17 protein-coding genes are annotated in these 19,034 nt (G+C 70.7%); 13 read left to right on the forward strand and 4 right to left on the reverse strand.

Features of this window, described 5'->3' with window-relative positions; translation table 11 throughout:
• From G3I40_RS10655 to G3I40_RS10670, 4 genes are all read right to left on the reverse strand, one after another.
• The coding region (locus G3I40_RS10655; protein ID WP_164301940.1) for a glycoside hydrolase family 3 protein at positions 1–1,450 on the reverse strand (1,450 nt) is incomplete at its 3' end.
• Between the two features lie 107 nt (positions 1,451–1,557).
• Positions 1,558–2,403: a carbohydrate ABC transporter permease gene (locus G3I40_RS10660; RefSeq protein WP_164301917.1), complete on the reverse strand. Its 846-nt coding sequence runs from the start codon at positions 2,401–2,403 to the stop codon at positions 1,558–1,560.
• The gene (locus G3I40_RS10665) at positions 2,400–3,353 is read right to left on the reverse strand and encodes a sugar ABC transporter permease (protein WP_164301918.1); all 954 of its coding nucleotides are present in this window, start codon (positions 3,351–3,353) and stop codon (positions 2,400–2,402) included. The genes G3I40_RS10660 and G3I40_RS10665 overlap by 4 nt, the downstream gene beginning before the upstream one ends.
• Entirely contained in the window at positions 3,350–4,654 is a 1,305-nt protein-coding gene (locus G3I40_RS10670; protein WP_164301919.1) for an extracellular solute-binding protein, read from the reverse strand. Before G3I40_RS10670 ends, G3I40_RS10665 begins: the two co-directional genes overlap by 4 nt.
• 139 nt (positions 4,655–4,793) lie before the next feature.
• Between G3I40_RS10670 and G3I40_RS10675 the strand changes: the two genes are divergently transcribed.
• The 13 genes from G3I40_RS10675 (at position 4,794) to G3I40_RS10735 (ending at position 19,032) form a co-directional block, all read left to right on the forward strand.
• Complete coding sequence (locus G3I40_RS10675) at positions 4,794–5,822, forward strand: LacI family DNA-binding transcriptional regulator (protein ID WP_164301920.1); 1,029 nt, start codon at positions 4,794–4,796, stop codon at positions 5,820–5,822.
• 563 nt (positions 5,823–6,385) lie between these two features.
• Positions 6,386–7,180, forward strand: coding sequence for an ABC transporter ATP-binding protein (locus tag G3I40_RS10680; protein WP_164301921.1), 795 nt, complete (start codon positions 6,386–6,388; stop codon positions 7,178–7,180).
• Positions 7,181–7,317: 137 nt separating this feature from the next.
• Entirely contained in the window at positions 7,318–7,995 is a 678-nt protein-coding gene (locus G3I40_RS10685; protein WP_164301922.1) for an SRPBCC domain-containing protein, read from the forward strand.
• Positions 7,992–8,861 (forward strand): aldolase/citrate lyase family protein, encoded by an 870-nt coding sequence (locus tag G3I40_RS10690; RefSeq protein ID WP_164301923.1) that lies wholly within the window; start codon positions 7,992–7,994, stop codon positions 8,859–8,861. The genes G3I40_RS10685 and G3I40_RS10690 overlap by 4 nt, the downstream gene beginning before the upstream one ends.
• Positions 8,862–8,925: 64 nt before the next feature.
• On the forward strand, positions 8,926–9,993 hold the full coding sequence (locus tag G3I40_RS10695; RefSeq protein ID WP_164301924.1) for an amidohydrolase family protein: 1,068 nt from the start codon (positions 8,926–8,928) through the stop codon (positions 9,991–9,993).
• On the forward strand, positions 9,990–11,642 hold the full coding sequence (locus tag G3I40_RS48115; protein ID WP_164301925.1) for a thiamine pyrophosphate-binding protein: 1,653 nt from the start codon (positions 9,990–9,992) through the stop codon (positions 11,640–11,642). Before G3I40_RS10695 ends, G3I40_RS48115 begins: the two co-directional genes overlap by 4 nt.
• A 32-nt stretch (positions 11,643–11,674) precedes the next feature.
• The gene (locus G3I40_RS10705; RefSeq protein WP_164301926.1) at positions 11,675–12,559 is read left to right on the forward strand and encodes a hypothetical protein; all 885 of its coding nucleotides are present in this window, start codon (positions 11,675–11,677) and stop codon (positions 12,557–12,559) included.
• A 73-nt stretch (positions 12,560–12,632) separates the two neighbouring features.
• Positions 12,633–13,811: a DUF3500 domain-containing protein gene (locus G3I40_RS10710; protein WP_164301927.1), complete on the forward strand. Its 1,179-nt coding sequence runs from the start codon at positions 12,633–12,635 to the stop codon at positions 13,809–13,811.
• Positions 13,812–13,821: 10 nt separating this feature from the next.
• On the forward strand, positions 13,822–14,700 hold the full coding sequence (locus G3I40_RS10715) for a hypothetical protein (protein WP_164301928.1): 879 nt from the start codon (positions 13,822–13,824) through the stop codon (positions 14,698–14,700).
• 59 nt (positions 14,701–14,759) lie between these two features.
• Positions 14,760–15,743 (forward strand): ABC transporter substrate-binding protein, encoded by a 984-nt coding sequence (locus G3I40_RS10720; protein WP_164301929.1) that lies wholly within the window; start codon positions 14,760–14,762, stop codon positions 15,741–15,743.
• A gap of 53 nt (positions 15,744–15,796) precedes the next feature.
• Positions 15,797–16,648: an amidohydrolase family protein gene (locus tag G3I40_RS10725; protein ID WP_164301930.1), complete on the forward strand. Its 852-nt coding sequence runs from the start codon at positions 15,797–15,799 to the stop codon at positions 16,646–16,648.
• A 75-nt stretch (positions 16,649–16,723) separates the two neighbouring features.
• Positions 16,724–17,425: a GntR family transcriptional regulator gene (locus G3I40_RS10730; protein WP_343244887.1), complete on the forward strand. Its 702-nt coding sequence runs from the start codon at positions 16,724–16,726 to the stop codon at positions 17,423–17,425.
• Positions 17,426–17,451: 26 nt separating this feature from the next.
• A complete protein-coding gene (locus G3I40_RS10735) occupies positions 17,452–19,032 on the forward strand; it encodes a carboxylesterase family protein (protein ID WP_164301931.1) in 1,581 nt (526 codons plus the stop codon).
• The last annotated feature ends 2 nt before the right edge of the window (positions 19,033–19,034 follow it).

The raw sequence follows: 19,034 nt of genomic DNA on the forward strand, positions 1-19,034 counted from the left end.
CCACGACCAGGTCGGCGCCGCGGGCCAGGGCGACGGCGGCCGCGAAGGCGTCGGAGTCGGTGTCGGTGGCGTCGGCCTCGGCGAGACCGGGGGCCGTGACGACCTCGCTGCCGGGGAACTCCACCGCCAACGCCTCGCGCAGCGTGGGCAGTTCGATGCCGAGCGGCGTTCCGGGCGTGCGGCTGCCGACGTGCACCGGGAACGAGTAGCAGCCGAGGACGGCAGTCGGCGTGTCCGCGTTGGGGCCGATCACGGCGATACGGGCCGGGGCGTCGGCCGCGAGCGGCAGCGTGCCGTCGTTCGACAGCAGGACCACCGACTCCTCGGCGACCCGCCGGGCCAGGTGGCGATTTGCCGCGCTGTCCAGGTCCACGGTCGCCCGGGCGCGCTCCGCGGTGACTCCCGCAAGTGCGGGAGCGGTCGCGTCCCAGTCCTCGTCGAGCAGGCCCAACTGCGCTTTCTGGGCTAGGACTCGGCGGGCGGCGCGGTCCACGAGGGACTCCGGGACGGAGCCGTCCGCGAGGGCCGTGCGCAAGGGCGTGCCGAACGTCTTCACCGTCGGCAGTTCGACGTCGACGCCTGCCGCGAGGGCGGCGCCCGCGGCCTCGCCGAGCGAACCGGCCACCGCATGCAGGGTCTTGAGGAACGCGATGCCGAAGTAGTCGGCGACGACGGTCCCTTCGAAGCCCCACGTGTCGCGGAGCAGCCCGGTCAGCAGCCGCTCGTCGGCGGCGGACGGAACGCCGTCGACGTCGGTGTAGGCGTGCATGACGGAGCGCACACCGCTCTCCCGCACGGCCATCTCGAACGGTGCGAGCACCACGTCCGCGAACTCGCGCGCGCCCATGGACACCGGCGCGAGGTTGCGGCCCGCGCGGGAGGCCGCGTACCCGGCGAAGTGCTTGAGCGTGGCGACGATCCCGGCCGACTCCAGGCCCTGGACGTACGCGGTGGCGACCGTGCCGACGAGGTAGGGGTCCTCGCCGATGGTCTCCTCGACGCGGCCCCAGCGGGCGTCGCGCACGACGTCCAGGACCGGGGCCAGACCCTGGTGCACGCCGACCGCGCGCAGGTCGCGGCCGATCGCCGCGGCCATCCGCCGGACCAGGTCCGGGTCGAAGGAGGCGCCCCAGGCCAGCGGAACGGGGTACGCGGTGGCGCCCCACGCGGCGAATCCGGCCAGGCACTCCTCGTGGGCCAGCGCCGGAATGCCGAACCGGTTCGCGGCCGCGATGCGGCGCTGGGTGCGGGCGAGGGACAGGGCGCCGAGCGCGGGATCGACGGGCGCCGTGCCGAACGGCCGGGTCAACTGGCCGAGCCCGTGGGGCAGCAGCGCGTCGAGATCGACCGGCTCCTCCATGTCGTGCTGGTGCGGGGCCACGTCGCCGCCCTCCGCCGAGGCGCCCACCCACACACCGAAGAGTTGGGCGATCTTCTCCTCGCGGGTCATCTCGGCGAGCAGCGCGTCGGCGCGTTCCTCGGGGGAGCGGCGGGTGTCGTGCCAGGGCGCGACGGCGGCCGGGTCGGACTCTTCGGCCGGTGCGGCCAGGTGCTCGGTCACTTTCCTCCGACTCCCATCAGCCCCTGGACCAGGGCACGACGGGCGAACAGGTAGACGATCAGGATGGGCAGCATGGACAGGACCACCGCGGCGAGGAGGCCGGGGATGTCGACGCCGTGCTCGGTCTGGAAGTCGTAGAGCCCCATGGTGATGACCTTGGTGCTCGCGGACTGGGTGAGGACCAGCGGGAAGAGGAAGCCGTTCCACGCCTGCAGCGCGGAGAACACGATGATCGTCGACAGGCCGCTGCGGGACAGCGGAAGCACCAGGCGGAAGAAGATCCGCCGCGGTGATGCGCCGTCCATCGTCATCGCCTCGTACAGCTCCGGTGTGATGTCGCGCATCGACCCGGTCAGGATCAGCGTGCACACGGGCATCGCGAAGGCCGCCGTGGGCAGGATGACGCCGATGAGGTTGTCGTAGAGGCCCGCCTCGCTGATCACGTAGAACATCGGGACGATGACGGCCTGCGCGGGGATCGCGAGGCCGAGCAGGAACAGCCGGAACACGCCGCCCGTGAGCCGGCCGCGACCGCGCACGATCGCGTACGCGAGCGGCGGCACCAGCAGCAGGACGATGCCGACCACGCAGACGGTGACGACGAGGGTGTTGACGAAGTACTGGCCGAAGCCGTTGCCGAAGTCGTCGATGTAGTTGTCGAGGGTGAAGTGCTCCGGCAGGGACAGCGGGCCGTTCGCCCCGTAGTCGGCGCGCGACTGGAACGTGGCGACCAGCATCACGTACAGCGGCAGCCCGACCAGAAGCAGCCAGATCAACGACCCGAATCCGGCGAGGTAGTTGGGCCTCTCGTGGCGGACCGCCCGGGTTGCGGCGCGTGTCACAGGCCCTCCATGGTGCTGCGCATCTTGTCGTAGCCCGACAGCCGCACCATGACCAGCGAGATGACCGTGGCGATCAGGACCAGGAGCAGTCCGACGGCCGAGGCCGTCCCGTAGTCGAAGCTCTTGAAGGCCTTTTGGTACATGTAGTACGCGCTGATGGTGGTGTCCGTGCCGGGGCCGCCCTGGGTGAGGATCAGGACGGTGTCGAACGTGGTCAGGCCGCCGACCACCATGAGGATCACCGAGGTGATGATGCTGTTGCGCAGCTGCGGCAGGGTGATGTGGAAGAACTGCCGCACCGTGCCCGCGCCGTCGATCTGCGCGGCCTGGTAGAGGACGGGGGGCACGGCGCGGGCCGCGCCCTGGTAGATCAGCGTGTGCAGCGGCGTGAACTGCCAGGTGCTGACGAAGACCAGGACCCCGATGGCGCTGGCCTGGTGGCCGAACAGGTTGCCGTCGCCGAACAGCCAGGTGGCCTGCGCCGGTACGCCGAAGTTCGGGTCGAGGACCGCACGCCACAGCACGGAGACGGCGGCGACGGACAGCAGCAGCGGCACGAAGTAGACGGCGGACAGGACGGCGCGGTTGCGCTGGCGGCCGGCCGCCCAGACGCCGAGGAGGATGCTCAGCGGGGTCTGCACGGCGACGCCGAGCACGGTCAGCAGGACGCTCAGCCACAGGCTCTTGAGCAGGACCGGGTCGTCGAAGAGCTTCTTCCAGTTGTCCAGCCCGGTGAACTGCGGGTCGCTCAGGCCGTTCCACGTCGCGAACGAGAGGACGGCGACCAGGACGAGCGGGACGAGGGCGAACAGGCCGAAGAAGACCGCGGCGGGGACCGCCCAGCCGACGCCGGGGCGTCCGACGCCCGCACCGGCGCCGCTCCCGCGGCGTCCGGCGGGCGGGGCGGGAGCGGCGTCCTGTGCGCGTGCGAGGAGGGTCTCGGCGCTCATGAGGTCGGCAGGGCCTGCATCGACTTGATGAAACCGCCCTCGTCCAGCTGCCCGTTGAAGAACTGCTGGATCGCCTGGTACATCGAGGTCGCCGCGGACTGCGGGTAGGCCTGGTCCCACGACAGCTGGAAGGAGGGGGCCTTCTTCACCAGGTCGTACTGGAACGTGGCGAAGTCGGGGCTCGCCGCCTCGCCCAGGAAGTCCTGGGTGTTGGTCGTGGTGGGCAGGTTGCCGATGCCGAGCTGCGCCTTCACGAACTCGTCGGAGTACTGCAGCTTCAGGAAGTCGGCGACGGCGTCGGGGTGCGCGGTCTTCTTGAGGACCGAGTAGAAGTTGTTGGTGTTGCCGACCAGGTCGCCCGTGTCGCCCTTGCCGCCCTCGACCGTCGGGAAGGCGGTGTAGCCGAAGTCCTTCTTCGCGAACTCGGGGTGGGCGTCCTGCTGTGTCGCGTACTCCCACGAACCCATCAGCTCGAACCCGGCCTTGCCGGTGGCGAGCAGTGTGGGGGAGCCCTGGTCGGTGAACTTCACGGAGTCGAAGTTCGAGCCGAACGCGCCCGCGTCCACCAGGTCCCTGATCATGCCGAGGGCCTTCTTGCTGTCGGCGCTCTCCCAGGCGGACTTGTCCCCGTCGAGTGCCTTCTGGAACAGGCCGGGCCCGGCGACGCGGTCGAAGAGGTACTCGAACCACATCAGGGTCGGCCACCGGTCGCCGCCGCCGAGGGCGATGGGAGTGACGCCCTTCGCCTTCAACGTCTTGACGGCGGCGAGGAGTTCGTCCCAGGTCTTCGGCGGCCGCACGCCGGCGTCGTCGAGGACCTTCTCGTTGTGGAAGAACAGCACGGGTTGCGTACCGCGCATGGGAACGCCGTACGGCTTGCCGTCGATCACCGCGCTGTTGAACACCGAGGGCAGGAACTTCGACTTCAGGGCGGGATCGTCGGCGATGAAGTCGTCCAGCGGCAGCAGCAGGTCCGCGTCGACGAACGGCTTGATGCTGCCGCCGCCCCAGTTGAAGAACACGTCGGGCGCCTGCTTGCTGTTGATGATCGTCTGCAGCTTGGCCTGGTAATCCGCGCCGGGGATGGTGTCCAGGACCGCCTTCACGTCGGACTTCTTGTTGAAGGTGGCGATCAGCTGCTTCTCGACCTTGTTGGCGGCGTCCCCGTAGACCAGGACGTGGATCTTCCCGTCGTCGCTTGCCGCGGAGGAGCCGCCACCGCACCCGGACAAGGAGAGCAGCAGAGCCAGGGCCGCACCGCCCGCTGCGACCGTTCTCGGCAACCGTGCGCGTTGAGTCATCGCCTCGCCTCTCGAAACTCTTTCGGCGTCATCGCCGAAAGTTCACGAGTCGGGACGCTAAGTCTCGCTGGGAGAGCGGTCAATACCGCTCCCTCGCGTTATCAAAGCGTTACGACCCGCAAGGGTCTGACCGTGCCTTATGCTCCAAGGCATGCGTGATGACGAGGACCTGGGCCGCATCACCCTCGCCGAGGTGGCCCAAAAGGCAGGCGTCTCCATTTCGACAGTTTCGAAAGTGCTCAACGGCCGACAGGACGTGGCCGCACCTACTCGGGTCAAGGTCGAGCGACTGCTGGAGACGCACTCCTACCGGCGCACGACACGCGCCGCCCGCGAGGCGCCGCTCATCGAGCTGGTCTTCCACGAGCTGGACAGCATCTGGGCGATGGAGCTGATCCGTGGCGTCGAGAACGTGGCCAAGACCCACCGGGCCAGCGTGGTGCTGACCGAGAGCGGCACCCGGCACGCGCCCGACCCGGACTGGATCGAAGGCGTCCTGCAGCGCAAACCGCTCGGCGTGGTGCTCGTCTTCTCGGCGCTGCCCGCCGAGGTCAAGCAGCGGCTGCGGTCCCGCTCCATCCCCTTCGTCATCGTCGACCCGGCCGGCGATCCCGACCCGGACGTCCCCTCGATCGGCTCGGCGAACTGGAACGGGGGACGGGTCGCGACCCGCCACCTGGTGGACCTCGGCCACCGCCGCATCGGGATCATCACCGGGCCCGACGACATGCTCTGCTCCCACGCCCGCCTCGACGGCTACCGCTCCGCGCTCGGGATGGCGGGCATCGAAGCTGACCCCGCCCTCGTGCATTACGGCGACTTCCACGTCGAGGGCGGCTTCGAGCACGCCCTCGAACTCCTCGACCTGCCCGAGCGCCCCACCGCGATCTTCGCCGGCAGTGATCTGCAGGCACTCGGTGTCCTGGAAGCGGCGCGGGTCCGCGGCCTGCGGGTGCCGCAGGACCTCTCGGTGGTCGGCTACGACGACGTACCGGTGGCGCGCTGGTCGAGCCCGGCCCTGACGACGGTGCACCAGCCGCTGCGGGAGATGGCCGAGGAAGCGATGCAGATGATCATGCGGTTGCGTGACCAGGAACCGGTGACCACGCGCCTCGAACTGGCGACGAGTCTCGTCGTCCGCAAGAGCACGGCAGCACCGGTTTCCTGAAGCACGAGCACGGAACGCCCGCCTCGACGCGGCCGACGCCCCGCGGGAGGCGGGCCGGCCCCGAGGGGCCTCGCCGCGGTGCGGGGTGAGTCGGCAGGCGTCCAGTGTGCGAACCGCCCGTATGCGGCGGCCGGCTCGTCCTGCCCCCGTCCGTGAGAGTCGCCGAGGCCCCGACGCTCCTGCGTGCGGGGCTTCTCGCGTTCCAACGGTGTTGCTCCGCCCTCCACTTGGGATCCGCACGCGATGCCCCGATCCAGATTGTTGGACAACACGTGTTGAGGGTCTGCGGCGAACTTCCCTGTGAGTATGGGTTCTTGCTGCGAGAGTTCTTGTGCCTCCGGAAGGCCGGTGTTACGTTCCCGTCATCGGTTGTCGGACAATCCTGGTGGCGAACGATGTTGCCGGAGTTGCCCCGTCCGACCGCCCGATGCCTCCGCCGGCATCGGGCACGTCACCGTCACGCAGCGGAGCAGGTGACTGCGCCGCTACCCACGACCGCCCCTATAGGCGCGAGCGCACGGCCCCCGCCCCTCTCCGTGCGGGAGGGGGCCGAGGAGACACAGATGTCGACCACACAGCGCAACTCCCACCCGGAGGCACTTCGTCTCGAGGGCGTCACTCTTCAATTCCCCGGCACTCACCGCCCGGCGATCGAGGACGTGTCGTTCAAGATCGACCGCGGCAAGGTGGTTGCCGTGATCGGACCCAGCGGATGCGGCAAGAGCACCATCCTCAACCTGGCCGCCGGGCTCCTCACGCCCACGCAGGGGCAGGTCCACTACGCGGGCGAGCCGGTCTCCGCGGTCAATTCCGACGCGGCGTACGTGACGCAGCAGTCCCACCTGCTGCCGTGGCTGAGCGTCCGCGCCAACATCGGCCTGGCGCTCAAGTTCCGCAAGGTCCCCAAGGAGGAACGTGAGGAGCGCGTCGCCCGCTGGGTCGAACTCGTCGGCCTGACCGGCTTCGAGGACCACTTCCCCCGGGAGCTGTCGGGCGGAATGCAAAAGCGCTGCGCGATCGCGCGTGCGCTGATCTACGAGCCTTCCATCGTGCTGATGGACGAGCCGTTCGGGCCGCTCGACGCAATCACGCGGCTCGAACTGCAGCAGGAACTGCTCAACATCTGGCGCGAGCAGAACGGGACGCTGATCTTCGTCACGCACGACCTCAACGAGGCCATCTACCTCGCCGACGAGGTCATCGTGATGTCCAAGGGGCCCGGCACGATCCGCCGAGTCCTCCCGGTCCCCTTCGCGCGCCCGCGCCAGATCGGATCGCTCGTCGAATCGCCCGAGTTCTCCGAGCTGTACAACGACCTCTGGGGTCTGTTCGCCGCTGAGCGCAAGGCCGCCGCGTAACGCGGCCGCCCCCGCTGCCGGCGGAGCCGGCCGTTCCTGGTCCCCGCCCACCCACTTCATCGCCAAGCCGTCATGCGGTCGTGCCGTCATGCCGTTTTCCCGTGCCGGTCACGCCTGTCGCCGAGTGAGGTTCACAGTTGATATCGATCACAGAAGAGATCGCGGTACCCAGTCCGCCCGAACGGGTCTGGGAGGTCATCTCCGACCCCGCGGCCGTCGTGTCCTGCATCGGCGGCGCCGAGCTGGGGCCGTCCCACGACGACGGATCCTTCGAGGGCACCCTGGCCATCAGATTCGGCGGCCTGCGCGTCAAGTTCGCAGCCCGGGTCTGCCTCGACCTGGACGAAGCCGCGCACGAAGGCCGTCTCACGGCCCGCGGCGCGGACGGGCAGGGCGCCACCCGCTTCAGTGCCGGTGCCACCTTCCGGGTCGCCGAGGGCGAGGTGCCAGGTACCTCACGGGTCTTCTGCGACGGAGAGATCAAGCTCAACGGCAAGCTCGCCAAGCTGATCGAGTCGGGGGCGGGCAGGGTGGTCTCCCGGATGACCGCGGAGTTCACCGAGCAGCTGATCGAGAAGTGCGCCCCCGCCGCCGAGCCCCTCGCGGCGGTGCCCGCCGACGCGGCCGACGACGCGGCAGCCCGCAGGGACACGGACACCGTCCCGACCGTCTCCAACCGCAGGTTCGGTCTGCTCGCCCGTGTGCGGGCGTGGTGGGCGGCACGGCGCTCCGGAAGCCAAGGGCGGGCGCCGCAGGCGATTCCCCCTGCGAACACCAGGTCCGACGAAGTACTCGGCCAGGGAGGCCGGCGATGACCACGGCCAAGCCCAACAGGCTCAACAAGGTGATCAGTGCCTTGGACGCGGGACAGCACGTCTTCGCGACCTTCGCCGCGGCCGATCCGACGTCCGCGATCGAGCTGAGCAACTCCGACTACGACGCCGTGGTCTTCGAGATGGAACACAAGCCCTGGGACATCAACGCGCTCAAGGACAGTTTCCAGTACCTGCTGAACAGGCGCCGGGTCTTCGAGGCGGACAGCCTCGCCCCCGACGTCACCCCGCTCGTGCGGATTCCCGCCAACGGCGCGGAGAGGGCGCAGTGGCACGCCAAACAAGCCCTCGACCTCGGCGCGTTCGGCATCGTCTGGCCGCACATCTCCGCGGTCGAGGAGGCCCGTAACGCCGTCGCCGCCTGCCGCTACCCGCGGCTCCCGGACGCGCCGCTCCACGAACCGGCCGGGCTGCGCGGGGACGGCCCGCACGCCGCGACCCGCTACTGGGGCATCTCGAACGTCGAGTACTACGCCCGCGCCGACGTGTGGCCGCTCGCCCCGTACGGCGAGATCCTCGTGGGCCTCATGATCGAGGACCAGCTCGGCATCGAGAACCTGCCGGACATCCTCGACCAGGTACCGGGCATCGGACTGATCCTGATCGGCGAGGGCGACATGAGCCAGGAGCTCGGCGTCCCCCGCCAGTACGAGCACCCGCGCGTCCTGGAGTGCAAGCGGCGGATCCTCGACATCTGCGGCGAGCGCGGCATCGCCGTCGGCCATCCCCATGTGACCGCCGACAACGTCAAGCAGGTCCTCGACGACGGCTACCGCTTCCTGATGTCGGCGCCGGTGCGCACCTACCCCGGCCTGGCCAGGGCCCGCGAACTCACCGGCCGCGCCTGACAGCCCGTCCACCCCGCGCAGCCGGTCCCGCGCACGCACCGCCACGCGAACTTCGGAGCAACCCATGATCATCGACAGTCACGGCCACTTCACGACGGCGCCCCCCGCGCTCGGGAAGTGGCGTCAGAAGCAGATCCGGGCGTACGAGGAATCCGGCGCCCGCCTCTCCCCGGACGCACTGCACATCACCGACGACGAGATCCGCGCCGCGATCGAGCAGGGCCAGCTGAAACTGCAGAGCGAGCGCGGCACCGATCTGACCCTCTTCTCGCCGGGCGCGGGCAAGATGGCCCACCACTACGGCGACGAGCACACCAGCCTCGACTGGTCCCGGGTCAGCAACGACCTGATCGCCCGGGTGTGCGGCCTGTTCCCCGAGCGGTTCGTGGGCGTGTGCCAGCTCCCGCAGTCCCCGGGCGACGCCCTCCCCGCGTCCGTCGCCCACTCGGTCACCGAACTGGAGCGCTGCGTCGAGCAGTTGGGCTTCGTCGGCTGTCTGCTCAACCCGGACCCCTCGGACGGGTACTACCAGGCCCCACCGCTGACGGACCGGGTCTACTACCCGCTCTACGAGAAGATGGTGGAACTCGGCGTCCCCGCGATGGTGCACGTCGCCATGTCGCGGAACCCGGCGCTGCAAGGCACGTGCGCCCACTACCTCGCCGGTGACACCGCGGCGTTCATGCAGCTGTGCGAGGCGGACCTGTTCAAGGACTTCCCGACCCTCCAGCTGATCCTGCCGCACGGCGGCGGCGCCGTCCCGTACCACTGGGGCCGCTACCGGGGAATGATGCAGGACCGCGGCCGGCCGCCGCTGGAGGAGTCGATCCTGCCCCACGTCTCCTTCGACACCTGCGTCTACCACAGGCGCGGCATGGAACTGCTCCTGGACGTCATCCCGGCACGCAACGTCCTGTTCGCCTCGGAGATGATCGGCGCCGTCCGCAGCGTGGACCCGGAGACCGGACGCCGGTTCGACGACACCAAGTACACCCTCGACTCCCTCGACATGAGCGATGCCGACCGGCAAGCGGTCTACGGAGGCAATGCGCTGCGGGTCTTCTCCCGGCTCGACGGCGTCCTGAAAGCGCGGGCGACGGCCGCGGCGAACGTGAAGGAGTCCGGCAAGTGAAGGTCTACGAAGCCCTGGCCGAGGCGTTCGTCAAGGAAGGCACCAGCGATGTCTTCGGCATGATGGGCGACGCCAACATGCACTGGATGGCAGCGCTCGCCGACCGCGGCGTGCGCCTCTACGAGGTCCGGCACGAAGGCTCCGGCCTCGGCATGGCCGACGGCTGGGCGCGCGGCGCGGGACAGCCCGGCGTGGTCACCACGACCAGCGGCCCCGGCGTCTCCCAGCTGGCCACCTCCATGATCGTGGCCAGCCGTGCGCGCACCCCGCTCGTCGCGTTCTGCGGCGAGACCGCGCTGGGCGACGAGGGCGCCACCCAGTACCTCGATCAGCGGCGCTTCGCCGCCGCGATCGAGTGCGCGTTCCTCCGCGTGACCCGGCCCGAGAACGCCCAGGAGGTCGTGCAGCGGGCGTTCTACCTGGCACGCACCGAGTCCAGGCCCGTCATGATCAGCGCACCGTTCGACGTCCAGGTCACCGAACTCGACGACTACGACCCGGACTACGTCCCGTCCACGGCCCTGATCGAGAAGCCCCGGCTCCTGCCCGATCCGGCCCGGCTCCAGGCCGCCTGCGACCTGATCGGGAACGCGAAGCGCGTCGTGATCGTCGCGGGCCGCGGCGCGCGGGGAGCCGACGCCGGCGAGGAGATCCTCGCGCTCCAGGAGCGGACCGGCGCCCTGCTCGCCACCACCCTCCAGGCGAAGAACTGGCTGTGCGACCGTACCGACTTCCACGTCGGACTGTCGGGCCTCTTCGGCGACAAGCTGTCGATGGAACTGCTCCAGGAGGCCGACTGCGTCATCGCGGTGGGCGCCAGCCTGAACCACTACACCATCGAGAGCGGCTACCTGTATCCCGAGGCCACGTACCTACAGATCGACACCGCCCCGCACCTGGTGATGGGCAACGGCAAGGTCGCCGACATCTACTTGCAGGCCGACGCGGTCACCGCCCTCACCGAACTGACCCGCGAACTGAGCCGGCGCGCGGTCCGGTCGCAGGGGTTCCACACCGACGAGGTACGGGAGCACCTCAGTGCCCGGGTCCAACAGCCTGCGTACGTCAGCGAGCCGGGCCGGCTCGACCCGCGCGAGGCGATCTGGATCCTCGACCACGAACTCCCGGGCGAGATGAGCCTGGTCCTGGGCAGCGGACACCAGACCGACTTCGGCACCATGCTCTTCCAGCGCTCCCGGGACGTGCTCTCCAACTACGGCATGTTCGGCGCCATCGGCCAGGCCCCGCTGATCGCCCTCGGCCAGATGATCGCGCGCGGCAACAAGCCCGGCTTCGTGGTGGAGGGCGACGCGAGCTTCCTCATGCACCTGCCGGAGTTCGAGACGGCGGTCCGCTACGGCATCCCCCTCCTGGTGGTCGTCATGAACGACCAGGGCCTGGGCGCCGAGTACCACAAGGCGAAGGCCAAGGGCCTCGACCCGGACCTGGCGACCATCCCCACCCCCGAACTGGGCGCCGTCGCCCAGGCGTTGGGCGGGGCAGGCGCCACGGTCCGCACCGGACAGGAACTGCGCGACGCCCTGGCGGCGTACGTCCGCGAGCCCCGGCCCACGGTCATCGACGTCCGCATCACCCGCGAGGTGCTCAGCACCCCGTACCGCCGCATCCAGTACGGCGAGGACGTGTGAGCCGCCGGAGCGGGACCCCTGCGGGCGCGCCCTTGAGCGTGGTCCTGGGCGACCACCCGCACACCAGGCCGCTGAAGAACGGCACCGTCCCCGTGGCCGGAGTCCGGTGCGACTACCCGGAGTTCGCCCCGCTGCCTCCCGCCTTCGCCCGGATGGTCCGCGAACTGGCCTACGACATCTGCGAGATGCCGATGGCCACCTATCTGCAGGCCAGGGACGCGGGCGTCCCGGTGACCCTGCTGCCGGTGGTCCTGGTGGGCGGCACACACCACCGTTCCCTGACCCGCCTGCCCGGGGGAGCGGCCCTCGGGCCGAAGGACCTCGTGGGGCGCCGCGTGGGCGTGCGCGCGTACGGCCAGACCACCGGGATGTGGGTGCGCGGCTGGCTGCGGGAGGAGTACGGCGTCGAGTCCTCGGACGTCACCTGGGTGACCACCGAGGACGTACACGTCGCCGCGTACCGGAACCCGCCGTTCGTGGAGCGGTCGGACAGCGGCCGCGTCGCCGACCTGCTGCGCTCCGCGGACGTCTCGGCGGCGGTGCTCGGCCCGAAGGCACTCGGCGGCCAGGGCGCGGGGCTCGTCCCGCTGGTGAAGGACGCGGAGGACGCCGGACTGGCCTGGATCGAGCGGCACGGGACCGTCCCCGCCAACCACCTGCTGGTGGTCCGCGACGACGTGCTGCGGGACCGGAGGGAGGACGTGGCCGCCGTGTACCGGGCACTGGAGGAGGCGATCGCGAGGACCGCGGGGGAGCGCGACGCGTCGCCGGCCGGACGCGCGGTGACGGCCGGCTGGAGCGCCTCGCTCGCCGCCTGTCTGGAGATCGCCGGGCAGTACGCCCTGGAGCAGGGCCTCATCGCGGAGCCGGTGGACGTCGCCGCGACGGAGGAACGGGTGGCCTTCCTCGCCGAGTGAGCAGGCGATCGCCCCGGCCCCTCCACGGACAGGGACCTGGGCCCCTCTACGTACAGCGAAAGGAGAAGCGGCGATGGTGGCGCTGCGAAAGCGGGGCAACGCGCCCACGCGCAAGCCGGACGTCTGGACGCCCGACCTGCTGGAAAAGGTCGCCTGGCGGGTGAAGGCGGCGGACGAGCCCCTGCGGGGCGTGGGGACGTCATCCGGTATCACGGCGGGACTCTTCCCGCTGCGCTCCACGGGAGCGGACGTCGGCACCGTGTACCGGGCCGCAGAGAACTACCTGGCCGGGCTGACGCCGAAGCAGCTCGCCGAAGGCCGGTTCCCGATGGACGACGTGAGCTGGCGGCACTGGAACAACGGCGCCCGCTACTTCCTGCGCCACGGCCTCTGCCTGGAGGAGTTCGACGACGCACAGCGCGGCCGGGCCCTGGCCGTCATCCGGGAGAGCCTGAGCGCCGACGGCTACGGCCAGATGATCGACCTGATGCACCTCAACCGGACCATCGGCGAGCTGACCGGCGACGAGCACGGCCTCAACGAGTGGCTGTACTGGTTCTCGCTCTATGGCGAACCGGAGAACGGCGGGCCCTGGGGCTGGCAGCTCGACGGACACCACGTCAACATCAACTGCGTGTTCGTGGGCGACCAGATGGTCCTCACGCCCACCTTCCTCGGCGCCGAGCCGGTCGTCGCGGGCTCGGGGAGGTACGCCGGGACCGTGGCCTTCCGGCACGAGGAGGCGCTGGGCCAGGAGCTGTTCACCGACCTCGACCCGAAGCAGCGGGAGCGGGCCGTCATCGCGGACACGCTCCCCGAGGAACTGTTCGTCGGGGCCTTCCGGGACAACGTCGCACTCGACTACCGCGGGCTGCCGTTGAGCCGGCTGACCCCCGGCCAGCGCGGCACCGCGCTCCAGCTCCTCGACCGGTACGTGAACCGGGCCGCCGCCCCGCACGCCCGGGTGCGCAGGGAAGAGGTCCTGGCCCACGAGGGCGACACCCACTTCGCCTGGGCCGGCGACCCCGACGGCACCTTCTACTACCGGCTGCACAGCCCGGTGATCCTCATCGAGTTCGAGCACATGCCCGGCGTGTACTTCGGCAACGACCACCCCTCACGCCGGCACATCCACTCCATCGTCCGCACCCCCCACGGCGGCGACTACGGCGCCGATCTGCTGCGCCTGCACCACGAGCGGCACCACGGGCCACAGGCCACGGGCCGTGCGCCGCGGACCACGAAGTCATAAGGAGACAGACATGAAGCTGGTGCTCGGCCGCGACGATCTCGCGGCAGCCGCGCTGTCGGCGGTCCGCGAGAGCGGAACGGAGCCGGAGCGGCTCGCCGTCAGCCCGGTGCACAAGGCGTCCCGCGGTTTCGTGAACACCTCGGACGCGGACCTGTGCGAGGTGGCCATCGCCACCGTCCTGCAGGCCGTCGCCCACGACAAGCCGGTGCTGCTGCTGCCCGTCACCACCCTCGGACGCCACCAGCACCAGACCCTGGTGACCCTCGGCGCGTGGTCGGCCGCGGACGTCGAGGGACACCGCGTCGGCGTCCGTTCCTGGAGCCAGACCACCGGTGTGTGGATGCGCGGCTTCCTCGCCGAGCAGTACGGCGTGGACCTGCGGAAGGTGGACTGGACGACGTACGAAGGCAGCCATGTCGACGGCGCCGAGGACCCGTCGTGGGTGGACCGGGCGCCGGCGGGAGCCACGCTGCAGGCGGACTTCCTGGAAGGCCGGCTCGACTTCGGGATCATGGGCAACGGCCTCCCGGACGACGACCGCATCCGCACGGCCGTCGACGACGCGCGGGAGAGCGCCGAGCGGTGGTCGCGGGAGCAGGGGTTCGTCCCGGTCAACCACGTCGTCGGCGTGTCCGAGCGGGTGGCCGCGGAGCACGCCGCCGCCGTCCTCGCCGCGTACGACGCGATGAAGTCGGTGCTCACCGCCGACGCCGAGCCGGGTCCGGTGCCGCTGCACCCCGTGGGCTTCGCGGCGCTGCGCGGAGCGTTCACCAAGGCCGCTGCCTACGCCCACGCGCAGGGCGTGATCGAGCGCGCGGTCGACTACGACGAGATCGTCGAGCGCTCCTGCGCCGCGCTCGGCGTGACGCCGGACCGCCTCGGCGGCTGAGTACGCAGACGTACACCCCCCCTCACCTGAAGACGCACAGAAGCAGGAGAAAGCTGAGCATGGACAAGCTCACGACGGTCCTCGGCGACTTCCCGCACGGGCAGCCGCTGCTCGACGGCGACGTCGGGATCGACGGGTACGCGATCGATCCGGTGGAGGTCACGCCGGTCATCGGCGCCTATCGGCGCATGATCCGGGACCTGGAGTTCGACGTGTGCGAACTGGCGCCCGTCTCCTACCTGATGGCACGCCAGGAAGGCGTGGCGCTCACCGCGGTACCCGTGTTCCTCAACCGGCGCTTCCACCACGGTGACGTGCAGTGCGCCGCGGACTCCGGCATCCGCGTACCGCGTGACCTGGAGGGACGTCGGGTCGGGGTGCGCGCCTACTCCGTGAGCACGGGCGTGTGGGTGCGCGGCGTCCTGCGCGACGAGTACGGCGTGGACATCGACAAGATCACCTGGGTGGTCGACGACGACGACCACGTCGAGGGCCGGGTGCCGCCCAACGTCGAGCGGGTCACCGACGGCCGCTCGCTGGGCGAACTGCTGCGCGCAGGGGAGATCGACGCCGCGCTGACCGGGAACGCCGGCACGGGCCGGGCGGGTTCCCCGCGGGCCGGCTGGACAGCGGCGGCCGCACCGCGGGCCGACGCCGACGACGGCCCGTACCCGCTCTTCCCCGAGGCCGGCACGCTCGCCGTGGACCACTACCTGCGCACCGGCGTCTACCCGCTGCACTCGCTGATCGCCTTGCGCACCGAACTCGTGGACCGCGACCCCGAGTTGCCGAGCAAGCTGTACACGGCGTTCGCGGAGAGCAAGCACCGCCACCTCGCAGCACAGCCCGAGTGGTCGGCGGTGCCCCGCCTCGCCCGCCAGGGACGCGCGATCGGCGGCGACCCCGTCCCGTACGGCATCGAGGCCAACGAACCCAGCCTGAGCGCGATGGTGCGCTTCGCGAAGGACCAAGGGCTGCTCGACGACGACTTCCCCACCGCCCTGCGCGCGCTGTTCGCCGCGGGCGACTACCCGGGCGCCTGACCCGGACCGCACAGAAGACCACACGGACACCACAAGGACGAGGAGCAACCATCGTGGACGTCGTCGACGCGCACTGCCACATCATCTCCGAGGACCGGACCGCCTACCCGCAGGCCCCGATCGGGGGCAAGCAGTCCACGTGGGCCGCGACCCGGCCGGTGACCGCCGAGGGCATGGTCAGCCGCATGGACGCCGCGGGCATCGACCAGGCCGTCCTGGTGCAGGCCACGACGAACTACGGCTACGACAACTCGTACGTCATCGACAGCTGCCGGCGTCGGCCGGACCGCTTCGTCGCGGTCGGCACCGTCGACCCGCTGCGGGCCGACGCCGCCGCCTCTCTCAAGGCCGCTGTCGGCGACGGCGGGCTGTCCGGCGTGCGCCTGTTCACCAGCGGCAGCACCGTGCCCACACAGGGCGAATGGTTCGCCGCGCCGGAGACCTACCCCTTCTGGGAGCAGGCCGGGGAGTCGGGCGTGCCGGTGTGCCTGCAGATGCGCCTCGGCCCCGCCACCGAGCAACTGGTGGAAATCCTGGAGCGGTTCGCGGGCGTGACGGTGCTCCTCGACCACATCGGCTACCCCGACATCGTGGCCTCGCCCGCACAGGCGGGAGCCGAGGTGGCGGAGCTGGGCGTGCACCCGGGACTGCACCTGAAGCTCACCCACCGCAATCTCGAACGGCTGCGGGACGTCGGCGAGCGGGCCGGTGACTTCCTCACCCCGGTCATCCAGGCGTTCGGGGCGGAGCGGATCGCCTGGGGGTCGAACTGCCCGGCGGCCGAGCAGTCCCTGCCCGAGCTCCTCGCCCTCGCCGAGAGCGTCCTTGCGGGACTGCCCGAGCGGGACCGGCAGGAGATCTTCGCGGGGACCTCCCGCCGCCTGTACCCGGGCCTCGGCGGATAGGGAGGTGACCTGGCATGTCGTCGGCTACTGTTCCCGCCTCGGTCCTCCTCTCCACGGAACGTAAAGGCGGTCAAGGTGAACAGCTCGGACAGCGACAGCATCGATGCGGAAACCGGTGCGAAGGCGTCGGGCACGCGCTACAGCCACGCCTACGAGGGGCTGCGTTCCCTGCTCCTGTCGGGCAGCATCGCGCCCGGCACACGGCTGACCGAGGCGGACCTCACGCGGATGTTCGACGTGTCGCGCAGCACCATGCGCACGGCGCTCGCCCGGCTGACACAGGAGGGCTACGTCACCAGCGAGGTCAATCGCGGGGTGCGGACCAGGAGCTTCTCGGCCGAGGAGGCGGAGGACATCCTGGAAGCGAGGGAGATCCTGGAGGCCGCGCTGGCCGGCAAGGCCGCGGAGCGGGCGACGGCCGACGAGATCGAGGACCTGCGCCGCACCTTGCAGGACATGGAGGAGTCGCAGTCCCGCGGCGACCGCGACTCCTACTCGCAGGGCAACCGGCGCTTCCACCAGCAGATGAAGACGGCCGCGCACCAGCGAACGCTGGCCCGCGCCTACGACACGCTGCTGTACCCGCTGGTGATGCGCCAGTACCGCAACCTCTCCGCACGGCACCCGAGGTCCGGGTCCCTGGAAGAACACCAGGCGATCTTCCTGGCCGTCGTCACCCGCAACCCCGAGGCCGCGCAAGCAGCGATGCGCCACCACGTCGGCTCCGCCCGCAGGGCGCTGCTGCTCGACAAGTCCCCGGAGCCGCCCGTCAGCTGACGCGGGGCCGGGGCGGAAAGGACCGCATGCACCGTCCCACCGCGGACACCGAAGCGGGACGCGTCCAGGGCATCGTCTGCCGGGACCGCGCCGTCACCGTCTTTCGCGGCATCCCGTACGCGGCTCCGCCCGTGGGAGAGCTGCGCTGGCGTCCGCCCCGGCCACCGGTCCCCTGGGAGGGCGTCCGGCAGGCGGACCGGTTCGGCCCCATGTGCCCCCAGGCACCGACCGAGGCGGCAGCGACCGGCGTCGACGTCCCGATGAGCGAAGACTGCCTGAGCCTGAACATCTGGACGGGGGCGCCCTCCCGCGAGGAACACCGGCCGGTCCTCGTCTGGATCTACGGCGGTGGTTTCCGCGGCGGCACCGGCGCGCACCCCCGCTACGACGGCGAGCACCTCGCCCGCACAGGCACCGTCGTGGTCACCTTCAACTACCGCCTCGGCGCGCTGGGGTTCCTCGCCGCACCCGAGCTGAGCGAGGAGTCCGAGCACGGCACCAGCGGCAACTACGGACTCCTCGACTGCGTCGCTGTCCTGCGCTGGGTGCGCGACAACATCGAGCACTTCGGCGGCGACCCGGGCCGTGTGACCGTCGCGGGACAGTCCGCGGGGGCGGGCCTGGTCAACTTCCTGGCCATGTCCCCGCTCGCCAAGGGCCTGTTCCACCGGGCGATCGCCCAGAGCCACGCCCGCTACGCCCGCGACCCCGAACTGCGCTATCTGTCCACCTCCTACCGCCTGCCCGCCGACGCGGAGAGCGCGGGAATCCAGTACGTCCGGGAGCACGGCGCCCGCGGCATCGCCGAACTGCGGTCGCTGGACTGGCACAAGCTGATCGACGGCCACCATCCCGTCGACATCGGCGTCGACACGGGCGGCACCGCCGCACCCCCGCTGCTGCGTCCGGTCGTCGACGGGTGGGCGGTCCCCGCCGGCTACGACGAGACGTACACCAAGGGCCTGCAGAACGACGTCGACTACCTCACCGGGAACAACCTCGACGAGAGCGGCGCGGTGCCCGACAGCCTCGTCGCCGCCCTGCGCACCGGCCGCCGCACGGTCCGGCCCGGATCACCCCCGGTCCACGTCACCCTGGAGCAGCACCGGGCGGCGGCGCACCGGAAGTTCGGCCCGCTGGCCGAGGAGTTCCTGCGTCTGTACCCGGCCGCGACGGACGACGAGGCGGCGCGCGCGAGCAGCACGGCCGCGCGCGACAACTCCCGCCTGTCCACCTGTCTGTGGGGCGGCGACTGGACCCGCCGCACCACCCGTAGCCTGCACACCTACTTCTGGACCCACCGCGGGCAGGGGCTGCGCGGGGCGTCGCACGGTTCGGAGATCGACTACGTCTTCGGCAACCCCGAGGGCGGCACCGCGTCGTGGACCGACGAGGACCACGAGGTGGCGCGGATCCTCTGCGCGTACTGGACCAACTTCGCGGCCTCGGGAGACCCCAACGGCACCGGCCTGCCCCACTGGCCCGCCTTCTCGCCGGACACCGCGGCCGTGATGGAGATCGGTGCGCGTTGCCGTCCGGTCCCCGTCGCGGACCCGGCACGCACCGACTTCTGGCTCCGCTTCTTCCGCACGCAACAAGCCTGGTGAAC

Origin of the sequence: Streptomyces sp. SID14478 (genome assembly GCF_010548525.1) — a bacterium.
Lineage (GTDB): Bacteria > Actinomycetota > Actinomycetes > Streptomycetales > Streptomycetaceae > Streptomyces.